The organism is Dyadobacter sp. CY347, assembly GCF_021502655.1.
Lineage (GTDB): Bacteria > Bacteroidota > Bacteroidia > Cytophagales > Spirosomataceae > Dyadobacter.
Window position 1 is genome coordinate 1 of the sequence record NZ_JAKFFT010000007.1, and the last position, 17,314, is coordinate 17,314.

Sequence of the window (17,314 nt, forward strand, 5' to 3'; positions counted from 1 at the left end):
GTGTCGGATGATGAAATACACAGGATCTGTGAAAAATTGTATAGCAAAGCAGGTTTGATCTGCCTGTTGTTATAGGAACCCACTGTTTCTACTTTGTAACAATAAGTCGAATCGCTGACAATGGTTGTGTTTACCGTGCCATCTGCGGCATATTTGTCCGAGCCATCATCTGTAAAAGTAAATGTCTGCGGGCCTTGCACGGTCACATCGGCAATGCGGTTGAATGTTCCGGGCCGCCTCTTGTCTTCCCGGTAAATGCGGTGTGTTTGATTGCCATTCTCCCACGGCACCAGCGCCGACCAGTTCAGGCGGATGCGGTTAGGCTCAGCAGCGCCTTGTTCCAATCTTACAGAGCTGGCCGTTTTAATGTCGTCCATTTTAACAAGCTGCCCGCCTTGTGTAGCGTAATATTCGAGCTTGTAGTTATAAGCATTTGCTAATGTGTTCAGGTTTCTGTCCACGAAGATTGTGTCGGCAGCGCCCGGGGTAAGGTTTGTATTAATGGATGCAATTTGTGTGAATGCCGATCCATTTTGCCCTACTGCCCTGAACAGACGATATTGTGCAGGAAGCCCTGATGATGCCGCAGGTTTGGTCCATTTAATAGTGATAACCCCTTTTGTTTCGCTGGTTGAATCAACGGTAACATTGGTGATTACAGGAGCCAGCATCGGCAAATTCAAGCAGAACTCATCGGATGCAATGCTCTCCCCGCCGCCGATCAGGCTTCCGGGTTCATTCACATTGGTACCGGGACGTGGGAATTCAACAACAATCCTGTAACTGTATGAAATGCCGGCACGAAGTCCGTCGCCATTGTTGTTGTCTAAAAATGTAGTTTGGTTAACTGCAACCCTACCCACTTCTTCGTAACCAGATCCCGCCGGGATGCCCGTTATACACACATCTTCCGGAATATCAGCGCAACCTTCTCTTCGGTAAATAACAATTCTTGCGCCTGCCACCTGACATTTGTAAGAAGTCCAGTTCAGGCGATAAGCAGTTCCGGCCGGGTCTGTGGCCTCAACTGCGCGCAGTCCGAGCGGTTTTGGGCCATAGACTTTAATGCTTAGCGTGGTCATATCCACCAGTTTTCGGAACAAATTTGGATTGGTATTTGCCCCGGGCGCGTCTTCTACTTTAAATAACACATCATAAGGCTCCAGACGAATGTGGTTACACGAAGTCTGCCAGGTGAATTGTCCCGTGATTGTGCCGAGTCCCGATTGTTGTGGAACCGTAAACCGGGCCAGTTCCGGGCTGATCAATGTCCTTTCATACACGCCGCCCGTAGAAGTAAGGTTTAGCTTATCGCCGTTTTTATCCGTTGCCTTAATTTGCTGGTTAATGAGCGTTCCGGCTTCCACGCAGATATCCGGAATAGGCTCTGCGCGCGGCCGGTCGTTACGGGCATCTTCCACAATGATCTGCATATCGCGCACGATCTCGCCAATAAGCACGCCATCGCGCCATTCTTCCACTACAAACGCAACATTGTAATAACCTTTTGTCACCGGAGCGTCCCAGGTTAAGTCACCCGTGAGCCGGTTAATGCCGAAAGTAGCCGGAGAAGCGCCATTCTCGGTCTGTCCTGGAGCGCCGATCTGGTTTGGATTTACATATTGCAAATTAACACCTGCACCATTTGAAGTTCCTCTTTGCGGCGTATACAAGCGATAAGCAAGGCTGTCCCCATCCGCATCAAATGCATTCGGATTATGAATATAACGTTGTCCAACCGCAGCAAGGTCAATGGGCGCATTCAGTAGCACGGGAGTTTGGTTCAAGCCAAAACTTGCATTGATTTCCAGAATGGTGCTTACGTAAAAGTTAAGATTTTGTGTAGGTGGCGGACCAATGTTCAGGATGCCGTTATTCCGGTTGTCCTCTTCAAAAGAAATCCTGAATTTTCCTGCTGAGGGGAATGTATACCGGACAATGTAAACGTTCTGGGTGGTGTTGTTTCCAATGTTAATAATAGGCAAAATCCGCGGCGCTTCGATAGGGCCGTTGCTGCCCACATAGAACTGGACAAAGTTCTGCGCATTGGCAGCGCCTTCACCATTCTGCATATCGAAATATGCCGTCAGTTTGATCTCGTAAGTCAGGGAGGTTGCAGAAACCCGTTTTGCTGTAATCTCGCCCGCGCGGATGTGCGTTGCATTAGCTTCGAAGCCAATTCCCAGCAAAGTCAGGAAAAAAGAAAATAATAATAACCGTAAAGCAGATCGCATAAATATATCAGAGTCGAACTTTTTTAGATAGAGGTCAAGGCAGAAAAACATCTGCCAAACTATTAATTCAACGAAATTTTAAATAAAAATGTGTGCAGGCGGAGGTAATATAATAGCCCTTCTTGTAAACTTACAAAACAAGTTTATAAATCATATATGTATTGCCATAAACTAGTGCTATGGCAATACAACGTAAGGAAGTAACAACTTTGGGCTATCTGATGATCTGCACCCAGCCTTTGAGCGTGGTAGGCGTGCTTTCTCTTTTTGAAGATTCGAAGAAGATGGTTACTTCATAATAATATTGCCCGGCAGCCAGGTCTTTTCCGCCATTGGTTTTACCGTTCCAGTTGATGTTGACATCCTTGGTCGTAAACACCTGGGCACCCCATCTGTTGAATGCTTTGAATTCCAGGGACTGTACAAAAGCAGGACATTCGTAAGGTTCAAAAACATCGTTTTTGCCGTCAGCATTTGGCGTAAACACATTGGGCAGCACATACATCGGGCAGTTGTCTTTGCAAACAATGTTGCTAGGGGCGCTTTCTGCACCAAACCGGTTCACAGCCGTTACATAATAGCATCCTGCAAAAGAAGTCAGTCCTTCGTGCGCAAATGTGGTTGCCAGCGGCGATGGCGGCGTGGTTACGGTCGCGATCAATGTGGGCGCGTCACCTTCATAGCGGGCATAGTAAATGCGGTATGCCGAAACATTGGGGTCGCATTCTTTTCCGTCCACGGATTTCGGGTAAGTCCATGAAAGATGATTGGTCAGGCCCGTTGGTCCGCAGAAAGCTTCGGGATGTGCCTGCAAAGAATCGCAGTTCAGCACGTCAATAACCAGGACTGGCGGACAAGGCTTGGTTGTGTCGGATGATGAAATACACAGGATCTGTGAAAAATTGTATAGCAAAGCAGGTTTGATCTGCCTGTTGTTATAGGAACCCACTGTTTCTACTTTGTAACAATAAGTCGAATCGCTGACAATGGTTGTGTTCACAGTGCCATCTGCGGCATATTTGTCCGAGCCATCATCTGTAAAAGTAAATGTTTGCGGACCTTGCACGGTCACATCAGCAATGCGGTTGAATGTTCCCGGCCGCCTTTTATCTTCCCGGTAAATGCGGTGTGTTTGATTGCCATTCTCCCACGGCACCAGCGCCGACCAGTTCAAGCGGATGCGGTTAGGCTCTGCGGCGCCTTGCTCCAGTCTTACTGAACTGGCTGTTTTAATGTCGTCCATTTTAACCAGCTGCCCGCCTTGTGTAGCGTAATATTCAAGCTTATAGTTATATGCATTTGCTAATGTGTTCAGGTTTCTGTCCACGAAGATCGTGTCGGCAGCGCCCGGGGTAAGGTTTGTATTAATGGATGCAATTTGTGTAAATGCAGATCCATTTTGTCCAACTGCCCTGAACAGGCGATATTGTGCAGGAAGCCCTGATGATGCCGCAGGTTTGGTCCATTTGATGGTGATAACCCCTTTTGTTTCACTGGTTGAATCAACGGTAACATTGGTAATAACGGGAGCCAGCATCGGCAAATTCAAGCAGAACTCGTCGGATGCAATGCTTTCCCCACCGCCTACCAAACTGCCAGGCTCATTAATATTCGTCCCCGGGCGAGGGAATTCAACAACCAGCCTGTAACTGTAAGAAATTCCTGCACGAAGCCCATCACCATTGTTATTATCCAGAAAAGTGGTTTGATCCACCGCAACCCTTCCAATTTCTTCGTAACCAGATCCTGCTGGAATCCCTGTCAAACACTCCTGAACCGGAATATCTGAACAGCCTTCCCGCCTGTAAATAACGATCCTAGCACCCGGAACGGGGCATTTGTAGGAATTCCAGTTGAGCCGGTAAGCCGTTCCGGCCGGGTCTGTGGCCAGGACAGCACTTAATCCGAGCGGTTTGGGCCCATAAACTTTAATACTGAGCGTGGTCATATCCACGAGCTTGCGGAAAAGGCTCGGGTTTGTGCCGGGTGACGGGGCATCCTCCACTTTGAAAAGCACGTCATAAGGTTCCAGACGAATGTGGTCACAGCCGGTTTGCCATACAAATTGCCCGGTAACCTGACCCGCTGCATTCTGCGCAGCCACATTGAAAGCAGCCAATGCCGGTTTGACCAATGAACCTTGGTAAACCCCGCCCGTACTTGTAAGAATCAATGGGTTACCATCCTTATCAACAGCCTTAATCTGCTGATTAATCCGTGTTCCTGCCTCGACGCAAAGCACAGGGAGCGGGTCAATGGTCGGCCTTGCATTGCGTGCATCTTCAACAAGGATCTGCATATCGCGCACAATCTGCCCGATCCGCACGCCATCCCGCCATTCTTCCACAACGAAAGCAACATTGTACTGGCCTTTGGTTACAGGCGCATCCCAGACCAGATCCCCCGTTACGGCATCGATACTGAATGTAGCAGGAGTTCCCCCGGCTTCCGTTCTGCCCGGAGGGGTTACCATATTAGGATCTTTGTAAGGAATGTTCAGGCCGTTTCCTCTTCCGTCGCCGCTTTGGGGTGTAAATAATTTGAATGATAAGCTGTCGCCGTCCGCATCGAATGCATTGGGATTGTGAATGTATCGTTGGCCCACAGCCGCAAGGTCAATGGGTGCATTTAGTAAAACCGGTGTCTGGTTGGTGCCGATGGCTGTGTTGATTTCCAGCGTCGTATGCACGTAAAAATTAATTCCGTCCGTTTGCACCCCGTCTCTTAAATTCAGCGTGTTCGCATTCCGGTTATCCATTTCGGCCGAGATCTCGTAGGTTCCGGCAGCCGGGAATGTGAATGTGGTAACATACTCGTTGAAAGTGGTGTTATTTCCAATGTTGCGTATCGTGGCCCTGATCCGGTCGACTTTTCTGGGACCCTCGCTGCCGAAATAAAAGTTAATGTCATTGGCCGACTCCGCAGCTTGCCTGCCACGGTCGGAAACGTCGAAATAAGCGGATAAACGTATTTCGTAAGTGAGTGATGAAATCCTTCTGGCCGTAATCTCTCCCGCCCGAAAATGCGTTGCATGCGCACTGAAAGCGGCAAATAGCAAGAGTAATGAGTAAAGTATCGGGAGGAATCGTAAAGAAGGACGCATACGAGTAAATTAATGGATCGCCGTTATAGAATGGTGAACGAAAAATAAGGCCAAAAATGTGTATGATTTTTACATACAAACTAATTCTTAATAATGATTATAAATAATCAGCTGCTTTACAAAAATGGAAAGGTTTTTTTGCCTTGCATGGGTTTGTGATATACCTTTGAAAGGTTCTAAATATACCTAATTTTTTTGCACTAAAACGATTCGTTTTTCATATGTCGTGGTTTTCACAAACGTTAACGAGCTCCATTGGTAAGAAACTTCTGATGGCTCTTACCGGATTATTTTTGATAAGCTTTCTGGTGATTCATGCCACAATAAATGCTATGATTTTTTACAATGACGGAGGGGAAACCTTTACGCATTGGGGGCATTTTATGGGTACAAACCCTATTGTGCGCACGCTTGAAATCGGGTTGATCATTGGCTTCCTGGTTCACATTGTGGATGGATTAATCCTTTGGAAAAACAATTCCGAGGCCCGTCCGATTAAATATGCAATGAACAAACCTTCGGCCAACAGCACCTGGTATTCCCGGAGCATGGGCTTGCTGGGCACATTGCTGCTGATATTTTTGGTGATCCATACAGCGCATTTCTGGATTCCTAACCGTAGCAACCAGTTTGCAACAGGTGAGGAGCTGAACCTTTACCAGATGATGCTGGATATTTTTCAAAATCCCCTTGTCGTGCTTATTTATGTTCTGGGCTGCATTTCGCTATTCTGGCATTTGCTTCACGGTTTCAAAAGCGCATTTCAGACATTGGGACTGAACCATATCAAGTATAATGGTGCGATCAACTTTCTGGGAACGGCTTTTTCTATTGTTGTCCCGATCTTATTTGCTTTGATGCCGATTTCCATTTACCTGGGATGGGTCTATTAAGAGGCTGTAATTAAGCGCAGCTATTTTCAATTAACTTTTTGATTAAATAACATTCAATATATGGCAACTTCATCTAGTCTGGATGCCAAAATACCACAGGGGCCGATTGAAACAAAATGGAGTAAGTACAAGTCTTCAGTTCCTCTTGTAAACCCTGCCAATAAGCGTAATCTTGAAATTATTGTAGTTGGTACAGGTCTTGCGGGCGCTTCTGCTGCTGCCACGCTTGCGGAAATGGGCTATAAGGTTAAAGCATTCTGTTTTCAGGATTCTCCACGTCGTGCGCACTCCATTGCTGCACAGGGCGGGATCAATGCTGCGAAAAATTACCAGAATGATGGTGACTCGGTTTACCGTCTTTTTTACGATACAATTAAAGGAGGTGACTATCGCGCAAGAGAAGGCAATGTGCACCGTCTTGCAGAGGTTTCCGGAAATATTATTGACCAATGCGTTGCAGCAGGAGTTCCTTTTGCACGCGAATATGGTGGTTTGCTTTCTAACCGATCGTTCGGTGGAACACAGGTTCAGCGGACTTTCTATGCCGCCGGACAAACCGGACAGCAGTTGTTGCTGGGTGCATATTCAGGTTTGCAGCGCCAGGTGGGCATGGGAACCGTGAAAATGTACAACCGCCACGAAATGCTGGATGTGGTCAATATCGATGGCAAATGCCGTGGTATCATTGCAAGAAACCTTATTACGGGAGAAATAGAGCGCCACGGCGGCCATGCTGTGTTACTTTGCACCGGTGGTTACGGGAACGTATTCTACTTATCAACGAATGCAATGGGCAGCAATGTTACTGCTGCTTGGAAGGCACATAAGAAAGGAGCGTATTTCGGCAATCCTTGCTTTACACAGATTCACCCGACTTGTATTCCTGTTTCAGGAGAGCACCAGTCGAAACTGACTTTGATGTCCGAATCGCTTCGTAATGACGGGCGGATCTGGGTGCCAAAGGCAAAAAATGATACGCGTCCCGGAAACGAGATTCCCGAGGAAGAAAGAGATTATTACCTTGAACGTCGTTACCCTGCATTTGGTAACCTGGTTCCGCGTGATATTGCTTCCCGCGCTGCCAAGGAAAGATGTGATGCCGGATATGGCGTAGGATCATCCAAACTGGCTGTTTTCCTTGACTTCGCGGCTGCCGTGGAACGTTACGGAAGAGGAGAAGCAAATAAGAACAACATTGCAAACGCATCCAAGGAAGATATTACGGCTTGGGGTAAGGCTGTTGTAAAAGAAAAATACGGTAACCTGTTCGATATGTATAAGCAAATCACGGGTGAAGATCCGTACGAGGTGCCGATGCGTATCTATCCTGCAGTACATTATACAATGGGCGGACTTTGGGTGGATTACAACCTGATGACCACAGTGCCTGGGTTATATGCATTGGGTGAAGCTAACTTCTCAGATCACGGTGCAAACCGCCTGGGCGCTTCGGCTTTGATGCAGGGGCTTGCGGATGGTTATTTTGTAATTCCTTATACCATTGGTGCTTATCTCGCGAAAGAAATTGGAACAGGTAAAATTCCAACGGACCATCCGGAATTTGTAAAGGTTGAGAAAGAAGTGAAAGACCGCATTGATACATTGTTATCGATCCAGGGAAAAACTTCTCCTGAATTATTCCACCGTCGCCTTGGCAAGATTATGTGGGATAAATGTGGCATGGCGCGTAATGAGCAGGGTTTGAAGCAAGCGATCATGGAGATCCGGGAGCTTCGCAAGGAATTCTGGAGAGATGTGAAAGTTATGGGGAGCAAGGATGAATTCAATCCTGAATTGGATAAAGCCGGCCGTGTTGCCGACTTCATTGAACTGGGTGAGTTAATGTGCATTGATGCATTAACGCGTGAAGAATCTTGCGGCGGTCACTTCCGCGAGGAGCATCAGACAGAAGAAGGGGAAGCATTGCGTGATGATGATAACTTCATGTTTGTGTCGGCTTGGGAGCATAAGGCGCAGGAGGAATGGGAGCTTCATAAAGAGGAGTTGATTTACGAAAATATTAAGATTGCCCAAAGGAGTTATAAATAGAAGCCGTATGGCTGTCGGCATGCGATCAGTGATCGTTTGCAGCTGGCTATCAGCTTGTTTCAATATTATTGGTTAATCATTGACCGTTAACTATTACAACAATGAGTGCAGATAACATGCATATTAAGCTTAAAGTCTGGAGACAAAGCAATAGCAATACAAAAGGAGATTTTGAAAATTACAGTCTGGACCATGTATCCCCGGATATGTCGTTTCTGGAAATGTTTGACGTCCTCAATGAGCAACTGATCGAGGAGGGCAAAGAGCCGGTAGCATTTGACCACGATTGCCGCGAAGGGATCTGTGGAATGTGTTCCATGTATATCAATGGAAGGGCTCACGGACCATTAAAAGGCGTTACGACTTGTCAATTGCACATGCGCTCGTTCAATGACGGTGATACCATCGTTGTAGAGCCGTGGAGAGCGGAGGCGTTTCCGGTCATTAAAGACCTGGTTGTTGACCGCGATGCTTTCGACAGAGTGATTTCTGCGGGTGGTTTTGTTTCGGTAAACACTGGGAATGCACAGGATGCCAACAGCCTTCCGATTCCAAAAATAGCTGCGGATGAAGCATTTGCAGCAGCGGCATGTATCGCTTGCGGTGCTTGCGTAGCAGCTTGTAAGAATGCGTCTGCAATGCTTTTTGTTTCTGCGAAAATATCTCAACTGGCATTACTTCCACAAGGACAGGCGGAAAGAACGATTCGTGCAGAGAAAATGGTCGCGCAAATGGATGCAGAAGGATTTGGAAACTGTACGAACACCGGCGCATGCTCTGCTGAATGTCCTAAGGAGATCGGACAGGAAAACATTGCCCGTATGAACCGTGAATATATAGGTGCGAAGCTTTCATCTTCTGCCGTTTAGCATTAGTGTTCTCAAACATTATTAAATGATTGAGCGCATTCAGATACAAGGTTTTTTAAACCATAGCACATAAAAAAGCAGGCCGCTAATTCATTAGCGGCCTGCTTTTTTTGATACATTATATTGCGCTTACTTCTTCTTTGTAGAATCCGCTTTTGAAGCATTGCTTCCTTTGTATTCTTTGTTCAGGCCGTCAAGGATCTTTTGTGTTACATCCAATGATGGATTAGCAAACAAAATCCCGCCGCCCAGCGAGTAACCAAGCACATATTCAAAACCATTCTCTTTGTTGTATTTCTCAATGTAAGAACGGATGTTTTTGTAAAGCTCCTCGTTTTTCTTAGCCTCTTCCTGGCCCAATGCTTGTGCAGACTGGTCGCGGTAAGCAACTAAATCCTGCTGTTTTTTCATCAATTGCGCCTCTGTCGAGCGTGCCTGCTCCGGCGTCATTGTTTGTGCTCTCTGCTGAAAAAACTGAACTTCATTCTGCAATGAACGGCCTTTTGTATTCAATTCATTTTCCAATTGGAAGTTTTTATTTTCCAGCTCTTTTCTCGTATCCTTAAAGAATTCGTAGTTTTTCAACAAAGAATCAACCTGAACATACACAGTTTTACGGCCTGCTACTACGCCACCATCTGCTGCTACACCTGCATCTCCCGAAGGCTTACCTGAAAAATGTAAAAAGAATAACACCGCCACAGCCAGGGAAAGCACGATGTTCCAAATTAATGAAGTATTGTTGTTCACGTTTTTTGAGTTTTGATTTTTTGAACGAGCCGCAAAGATAATAATTTGTGTTTAAGTACAATGAATATCAGCCCCTGTGTAACATTTACGGTAAGTTTTATAAAGATATGCTTCTTGACGGGCCAGGAATGAATAGCCTGCGAACCAGCTGACCTGATAATCCGGCTAATCCGCCCGTTAATCCGCCTGTTAATGCTGAAACCAGCAGGAGCAAAATGCCATTTGGCAACGAAAATATGCCTGCTATCCGGTCGGACATGGCGCCGTCGGAGATGAAGTGTAAATAAAAGCCATAAGCCATCCATAATAACCCAACAGCCGCAAATCCTGTCCAGAATGCATTGGCGGCATTGCTTTGCCTGATTACGAAAACCAAAAACGGCACGATGGCGATAACCCACCACGGGGCGAAAATTTGCAGCAATGCGGTCACCAATAATATAATCAGGAAATTCATGAGGATTACGGTTTTTGAAGCTTCACACTGGATGTCATACGCGGATGCTTTTGGGATGGTTCGAGCAGGTAAATGAGCTCATTAAGCTCACCATTTTCCCATTTTTTTAACAAATTCAAATAATAAGGACTCCCCGGATTCCCCGACTGCCCGCCGGGATATATGCCATAAGCCCTTGGAACCGGCCCGAGTTCCACAACCATGCGCCAGGAAGGCCCGTTGCGCTTGGTAATGGCATTGACAATGCTCCGGCCACCGCCTACTTTCAATGCTGGCGCATTGAATGGTTTAAGGCTTCTGCTCAAATGCCTGATTTCCGTCCCTTTCACCTTCGCCCATTGCCACGATTGGCTCATAGGTCCGTGGCGGGTGGTTAATGTGTCGAGCGCGGCTTTGAAGCTGGCTGCGGTAACGTCGGTCAATGTTTCCTTTTCAGGCGTGGTAATGTTATCGAACCATTTTTTATCAGGTTCATTGATAATCATATATAATGTTCGGTCGCGTGTGGGATATTCCAGGTTTTCGCCAAATTCGTCGTTCCATATCTTCGCCTGCAAGAGTGGCATCCATTCCTCAAAAATAGACGTTGCAACCGATTCCGGCGTGTTTTGGTAATTCCAGTTAGCCAATGTGATCGCTGCTGCCTTTTGAGCTGGTGTCAATGTTACAGATTTCAATGTCTGCAATAATTTAGGTAAAATGTTTCTTGCCAAAACACTGAAATTGTCGTTTTGCAACATTCTCAAACTATCTGCATTGGCATTTGTCATCGCTTTCAGGCGCTCATTAATGCGCACGCCGCGTTCCGTAGGTGCGAAGACCCAATTGATAAAATATGGATAGGAAGGATCTGTGGACGATTGATTTGCGCTGCTTACGAAGCCTCTTTTCGGATTTTTCACATAAGGGTTCTGCTCCGCCGGGATCCAGCCCTGCCAGTCATCGCCTGGATTGGAGCCGTCCAGGACAAATTTGCCCTGTTCTTTATATTTCAAAGGCAGCTTTCCGTTGACTGTCAGTGCAATGTTCTTGCTGTTATCGGCAAACACGAAATTCTGTGCAGGCCCAACATAATAGGTCAGCGCCTTCCGGTAATCGTCGTAGTTTTTGGCTTTATTCAGCTCATAGAATGTCAGGAAGCTGTTTCCAGCCTCATGTCCGATCCATTTTACTGCGAGTTCAGGATATTTTCCGGACCTGTTGTCCGTCTCCGTAACCGGCCCGTGATGCGTGTAAATGACTTCTTCTTTAAGTGGTTCTTTTTGTCCTTTTATGAGGATGGATTCAATGCGCTTTTTTGTGGGTTTCCACTGATTATCATGCCAGTATTGTGTCCGTGAATCGTCTTTGTATTTTATTTTATATAAATCAAAAACGTCGGCATCCGTATTGGTAACGCCCCAGGCTACATGCTGGTTAAAACCAATAATGACACTCGGAATGCCCGGAAGCGACACGCCATATACATTCATGGAAGGAGAATGCAGCTGCACCTGATACCAGATAGAGGGCAATGTCAGTTCAAGGTGCGGATCATTGGCGAGGATAGGATAGCCCGTAATCGATTTCTCAGCGCTTACGGCCCAGTTATTACTGCCGATTCCTTCCTGTTTCGCTTCCCGTTGCGTTAATGCACCAGGGATTTTCTTGAATTGGGCAATACTATCGCCGTTGGGAAGAGTATTAGGTTTCCCGGGAGTAGGGAGCGGCTCAAAATCCCACGCAGTTCCCGCAGGGATTACAGGGCTTTCCTGGAACATGGGATAATCGGGAAAAAGGTCATTGACCACTTTCTCTCCGTATTTTTTGAGGACATTGCTCATATTGAGCTCATTGGAACGCCCGGCCAATGTTAATGTCATCTGTTCCAGCATATACATGGTGTTGATCGGCTTCCATGCTTCTGGCTTATAGCCCAGCAATTTGAACTCAATAGGATAATCTTTCGGCGCAAGCTGATCAATGTAGGCATTCACGCCCGCCGTGTAACCGAGCAATGCTTCCTTTGAATGCGGGTCTTTCATGGCTACCTTTATGTTGGCTTCGGCACCATAACCCATTCCCAGCCGACGGCTCTGCTGGTCCAGTTGCAAGGTTGCTTTCCCGAGCACTTCGGAAAGCCGGCCTGAGGCAGCGCGGATTTGCAAGTCCATTTGCCAGAGCCGGTCCTTGGCCGTTACAAAACCCTGGGCGTAGAAAAGGTCAAAATTATTTTTCGCAAAAATGTGCGCTACGCCGGAGTCGTCGTAGCGGATCGTCACCTCATCTTTCAGTCCGCTGAGTTTGAGGATTGTTTCTCCTTCTTTTGCAATAACCTGATCGCCATTTTGCCCAAATCCTGTAAAAGGACTCAGAAAAGGCCCTAATGCCGGAGCCGGGCTGAGCGGCTTGTTGAGGAAATAAACAAGGCAAATTGTCGCAGCGAGTGAAACAAAAGCTTTCAGATACTTCATAGAGGGAGAATTGGGTGGCGCAATTTTAAAAGCCGCGCGTCATCAGGAAACTACTTGCACAATGGCTTCAACCAGAGCCAGATCCGCATACATCACCGAATGTTCGTCGGGAATGCCACCTGCCATGGAGATGTCTGCAGGGAAATATTTTTGTCTGCCCGGGCGGAATGCTTTGGCTGTCAGATGCAGCGAATGCACGCCAGCTGCTGCCAATTGGGCTGCATTATTGTGATTGACGCCTGCCCCGGCCATAATTTCAATGGAATCACCCGCTTCTTTTGCAAGTTGTTCCAGCAGAGCAATGCCTTCTACTGCATTTGGTTTTTGTCCGGAAGTTAAAATGCGCTCGGCGCCCGTTTCAATCACTGCTTTTAGTGCTTTGATAGGATCCGGTGTGAGGTCAAATGCGCGGTGGAAAGTCACTTTCATGGGTTTGGCATGCTCTACGAGTGACTTCGTACGTGCAACATCCACCTGACCATCGCTCGTTAAAATGCCTAATACCACGCCATTTGCACCTAATTTCTTAGCGAGGTCAATGTCTTTCCTCATAATCTCTTCCTCGAAAATATCATAGACGAAATCGCCGCCCCGGGGCCGGATCATGACAAAAATATCTATATCAATATGCTGTCTTACCAATTCTATTAAACCTGCGCTCGGCGTCGTCCCGCCTTCGCCCAGTCCGCCACACAATTCAATCCTCCCTGCGCCGCCAGCCTGTGCATTAATACAAGATTCTAACGAATAAGCGCAAACTTCAATGGTCATATGATTGCTTTTATAATGATTGGGAAAATTACAAAAAGGTTTTCAGGATTGAAGAGGCAAGACTTGCGTTACCCATTAATATTACCATATTTGTATAGTTGTTACCAATTTGGGAATTTAATAGTGTGCCGGTGAGAATTATTACAAAAGGAACATTAAGAGCGTTTTGGGAAAAGTATCCGGATGCGGAACAAGAACTTAAATATTGGCACGATAAGATCAGAAACGCAAACTATTCTTCACCAAATGAGGTGATTGCAGAAAATCCGAAAAGCGATACGGTAGGAAATAACAGAGTCGTTTTTAATATCTGCCATAACAAATACAGGCTGATCGTGCTGTTCAGATATAACCTGCAATGGGCTTTCATTCGCTTCCTTGGAACACACAAAGAGTACGACCAAATTAAAGACATTAAAAATATTTGACGTTCATGAAAACGATACAACAAATTAAGTCTGAGCTGAAACCGATTCATTCGGATGAGGATTACAGGGCTTATCTCAAACTCATTGATTCATTGGTGGACTGCACGGAAAACAGCCCTGAGGAAGAACTGCTTGAATTGATCTCTATAATAGTTGAGGATTATGAATCGGTGCATTTTGCTATCGAGCCGCCAGACCCTGTGGAGGCGATCAAGCTTAAAATGGAGGAGAATGGATTGAAGAAAAAAGATCTGGTAGACTATTTCGGAAGCGCCAGTCGCGTATCAGAAGTGCTAAACAGGAAACGGCCGCTCACGCTTGAAATGATCAGAAGGATACACAAAGGTTTAGGCATATCTGCTGCGACTTTATTGGCTTCTTGAATATTGTAACTGGCTGGTAAATAGTGCATTAATATTTGTGGGAAAATTAAATTTTGAGGGAAGCAATTATTTTTGTTTTTTTTCGCTTTAAGCTTTTAAAAGATGTCAAATTTTTTACTTTTGCAGAAAAGTAAGTAACTATTAATAGGCGAAAATATTATGTACTGGACTCTCGAACTCGCGTCATATCTTGAAGATGCTCCCTGGCCAGCTACCAAAGACGAGCTAATTGACTTTGCAATCAGAACAGGCGCTCCGTTAGAAGTAGTTGAAAACCTACAGGAGCTTGAAGATGACGGTCAGCCTTATGAAAGCATTGAAGAAATTTGGCCTGATTACCCCACCAAAGACGATTTCTTTTTCAACGAAGATGAATACTAGATAAAGGAGACGGCACCTCACCAGTGCCGTTTTTTTTATGATCATGCCCGAAACTTTTACAGAATCCGCCGTTCATTATTTTTTTAATCTGACAAAAGGAATGTAAATTGTTAGCGTTATCAAGTAGAAAGACGAGGAAGTTACCCAAAGTGATTTTGTCATAATTCAGATATCTATCCATTCCAACCGATGGAGCTTCGATTGTTGAAAGAGTTGGTTAAGAAAGGGGAGGGTGAACATGTGGAATTCAAATTGAAATCCAATCACCCGGAAAAGATTGTCCGTGAGGTTGTCGCATTTGCCAACTCCGGTGGTGGAAAACTCTTCGTCGGGGTGGGAGACGACAAAACGATTAAAGGCCTTAAAGATGCGGAGGAAGATGAGTACTCGCTTACTAAGGCCATCGACAAGTACATTTATCCCAAAATCAGCTACAAAAAAGAAAGGATCCCGGTAAGTCCGGACCGCGATGTGTTGGTGTTAACTATTCCCAGGAGCATCGATAAGCCGCATTATGTGGTGGACAACACTGGAAACCGGCAGGCTTATATCCGTGTGGAGGACAAATCAATCCAGGCGAGCAGGGAAATGAAGGAAATCATGCGCAGGGGAAGAGGCGAGCGCGATATCCGTTTTCAATATGGTGATAAGGAGGAGAAGCTGATGAAGCTTTTGGACGAAAAAGAGTCAGTTACTGTTGATCTTTTCGCAACATTCGCCGGCATTCCCCGCAAAATTGCTTCTAATACACTGGTTGTTATGGTGCTGGCGAGAATTTTGGAAGTGCATCCGCACGAAATGCTCGATAAGTTTACCATGTCAATGTCTTACCAATCCAATTAGATTCTAAATCATAAAAATTCCCGGCTCTGCGTGTTTTATCAAAAACAAACCCGCTAAGCCGGGAATTACTATGTCAATTAGAATGGAAGATCGTCGGATTCGTCTTCGCTGAATGTTGTAACCGGTGGCAATGGCTGGCCTCCTGAGTTTGAACCCGGATTGCCGCTTCCTGCTTTGTCTATTTTCCATGCTTTCACCTCTGTATACCAGCGGGAATTGTATTCGCGGCTTTCCACGTCGATGGATGCAGTCACCTGATCATTAATCTGCAAATTTGACTGATCAATTTTATCACCCCAAAGCGCTATACAAACCTTTTTTGGATATTGAGAAGGGATTTCAAGAATAAATTCTTGCTTACGCCAAGCTCCGTTCTTTCCCTGGCCTGTTACTTCGGGAAGCAAAGCGATGACCGTTCCTGTTAATTCCATTACAATTATATTTTAGTGCCTGAAAAAAATGTGATGTCAAAAGTAACGTTTTTGAACCTTGATTGCAAAGCCATTTCAAACGTGCCCGATGGCTTGTTCCAGATCGGCGATGAGGTCTTCCACGTCTTCAATTCCTACGCTCAGGCGTATTAATGTCTCTTTCAAGCCTGTTTTGAGCCTTTCTTCTTTTGGAATGCTTGCGTGCGTCATGCTTGCGGGATGTGTGCAAAGCGATTCCACGCCGCCTAATGATTCGCCGAGGGAAAAAACTTCCAGATTTTCCATGACGCGCACGGCTTCTTCGTACACATCGCCTTTTAATTCAAATGATAACATGCCGCCATAACCGCGCATTTGCTTCCCTGCCAGCTCGTGCGATGGGTGTGAAGGCAGGCCTGGATAATAAACCTTGCCCACTTTCGGATGTGCTTCGAGCCACTTGGCCACTTCCAAAGCGTTCTCACAATGTCTTTGCATGCGGATATGCAATGTTTTTATTCCCCTCAAAACCAAAAAACAATCCTGCGGACCCGGAACCGCGCCGCTTGCATTTTGAATGAATGCCAATTGTTTGGCCAATTCGTCATCGTTCGTTACGAGCGCGCCCATGACGGTGTCTGAATGTCCGCCCAAATATTTTGTAACCGAATGCATGACCATGTCGGCGTCCATATCCAACGGATTTTGGAGATATGGCGATGCAAATGTGTTATCGACAACGCTTTGGATTTCTCTTTCCCTGCATAGGCTTGTAATCGCTTGAATGTCAACGATTTTAAGCAGCGGATTGGTGGGCGTTTCGATCCATATCATTTTTGTTTTTTCTGAGATGGCAGCTTTCACATTGGCCACATTACTCATATCCACGAATTTGAAAACCATTCCAAACGGCTCGAAGATCCGCTTCATAATGCGATATGTTCCTCCGTAAATGTCGTTGGTCGCGATGATCTCGTCGCCGGGCTTGTAAAGTTTCAGCACCGCGTCGGTGGCGGCGAGTCCGGAGGCGTAGCAGATTCCGTGTTTGCCGTTTTCTAATGCTGCCAATGCTTTTTGCAGGGCGGTTCGCGTGGGATTATGCGTTCTCGAATATTCGTAGCCTTTGTGCTTGCCCGGGCTTTCCTGCACGTAGGTGGACGTTTGGTAAATGGGCGTCATAATGGCGCCGGTGGTCGGGTCCGGCTCCACGCCGGCATGTATGGCTTTTGTTGCGAATTTCATATTGATCAAGATTAGGAAAAACCTTTTAACCAAACAAGTGGTTATCGT

15 protein-coding genes are annotated in these 17,314 nt (G+C 46.1%); 7 read left to right on the forward strand and 8 right to left on the reverse strand.

The annotated features are described in order from the left end of the window. On the reverse strand, positions 1-2,234 hold a 2,234-nt coding region (locus L0659_RS15725; RefSeq protein ID WP_235127451.1), incomplete at its 3' end, for a gliding motility-associated C-terminal domain-containing protein. Between the two features lie 214 nt (positions 2,235-2,448). Then, positions 2,449-5,337 carry a gliding motility-associated C-terminal domain-containing protein gene (locus L0659_RS15730; RefSeq protein ID WP_235127453.1) on the reverse strand — a complete coding sequence of 963 codons (2,889 nt, stop codon included), beginning with the start codon at positions 5,335-5,337 and terminating at the stop codon, positions 2,449-2,451. A gap of 221 nt (positions 5,338-5,558) precedes the next feature. Between L0659_RS15730 and L0659_RS15735 the strand changes: the two genes are divergently transcribed. From L0659_RS15735 to L0659_RS15745, 3 genes are all read left to right on the forward strand, one after another. Beyond that, positions 5,559-6,230, forward strand: coding sequence for a succinate dehydrogenase cytochrome b subunit (locus L0659_RS15735; RefSeq protein WP_255727370.1), 672 nt, complete (start codon positions 5,559-5,561; stop codon positions 6,228-6,230). A gap of 60 nt (positions 6,231-6,290) precedes the next feature. Beyond that, positions 6,291-8,279, forward strand: coding sequence for a fumarate reductase/succinate dehydrogenase flavoprotein subunit (locus tag L0659_RS15740; protein ID WP_235127455.1), 1,989 nt, complete (start codon positions 6,291-6,293; stop codon positions 8,277-8,279). A 116-nt stretch (positions 8,280-8,395) separates the two neighbouring features. Continuing rightward, positions 8,396-9,148: a succinate dehydrogenase/fumarate reductase iron-sulfur subunit gene (locus tag L0659_RS15745; RefSeq protein ID WP_235128047.1), complete on the forward strand. Its 753-nt coding sequence runs from the start codon at positions 8,396-8,398 to the stop codon at positions 9,146-9,148. A 129-nt stretch (positions 9,149-9,277) separates the two neighbouring features. On the opposite strand, the gene L0659_RS15750 is transcribed toward L0659_RS15745, so the two are convergent. From L0659_RS15750 to L0659_RS15765, 4 genes are all read right to left on the reverse strand, one after another. Further along, complete coding sequence (locus L0659_RS15750) at positions 9,278-9,898, reverse strand: OmpH family outer membrane protein (RefSeq protein ID WP_235127456.1); 621 nt, start codon at positions 9,896-9,898, stop codon at positions 9,278-9,280. A 97-nt stretch (positions 9,899-9,995) separates the two neighbouring features. Next, entirely contained in the window at positions 9,996-10,355 is a 360-nt protein-coding gene (locus L0659_RS15755; RefSeq protein ID WP_235127458.1) for a hypothetical protein, read from the reverse strand. Positions 10,356-10,360: 5 nt separating this feature from the next. Continuing rightward, positions 10,361-12,808: a penicillin acylase family protein gene (locus tag L0659_RS15760; protein ID WP_235127459.1), complete on the reverse strand. Its 2,448-nt coding sequence runs from the start codon at positions 12,806-12,808 to the stop codon at positions 10,361-10,363. A gap of 42 nt (positions 12,809-12,850) precedes the next feature. Continuing rightward, positions 12,851-13,579 carry a copper homeostasis protein CutC gene (locus tag L0659_RS15765; protein WP_235127461.1) on the reverse strand — a complete coding sequence of 243 codons (729 nt, stop codon included), beginning with the start codon at positions 13,577-13,579 and terminating at the stop codon, positions 12,851-12,853. A gap of 131 nt (positions 13,580-13,710) precedes the next feature. On the opposite strand from L0659_RS15765, the gene L0659_RS15770 reads away from it, so the two are divergent. From L0659_RS15770 to L0659_RS15785, 4 genes are all read left to right on the forward strand, one after another. Beyond that, entirely contained in the window at positions 13,711-14,007 is a 297-nt protein-coding gene (locus tag L0659_RS15770) for a type II toxin-antitoxin system HigB family toxin (RefSeq protein ID WP_235127463.1), read from the forward strand. 5 nt (positions 14,008-14,012) lie between these two features. Next, positions 14,013-14,390, forward strand: coding sequence for a type II toxin-antitoxin system HigA family antitoxin (locus tag L0659_RS15775; protein WP_235127465.1), 378 nt, complete (start codon positions 14,013-14,015; stop codon positions 14,388-14,390). Positions 14,391-14,549: 159 nt separating this feature from the next. Next, positions 14,550-14,771 carry a DUF2795 domain-containing protein gene (locus L0659_RS15780; protein WP_013927448.1) on the forward strand — a complete coding sequence of 74 codons (222 nt, stop codon included), beginning with the start codon at positions 14,550-14,552 and terminating at the stop codon, positions 14,769-14,771. Positions 14,772-14,960: 189 nt separating this feature from the next. Beyond that, positions 14,961-15,614: a helix-turn-helix domain-containing protein gene (locus L0659_RS15785; protein ID WP_235127467.1), complete on the forward strand. Its 654-nt coding sequence runs from the start codon at positions 14,961-14,963 to the stop codon at positions 15,612-15,614. 77 nt (positions 15,615-15,691) lie between these two features. Here the strand turns inward: L0659_RS15785 and L0659_RS15790 are convergent, their stop codons facing one another. Together L0659_RS15790 and L0659_RS15795 are read right to left on the reverse strand one after the other, a co-directional pair. Continuing rightward, a complete protein-coding gene (locus L0659_RS15790) occupies positions 15,692-16,045 on the reverse strand; it encodes a DUF3127 domain-containing protein (RefSeq protein WP_235127468.1) in 354 nt (117 codons plus the stop codon). Between the two features lie 75 nt (positions 16,046-16,120). Further along, positions 16,121-17,266 (reverse strand): cystathionine gamma-synthase, encoded by a 1,146-nt coding sequence (locus tag L0659_RS15795; protein ID WP_235127470.1) that lies wholly within the window; start codon positions 17,264-17,266, stop codon positions 16,121-16,123. Positions 17,267-17,314 lie beyond the last annotated feature (48 nt).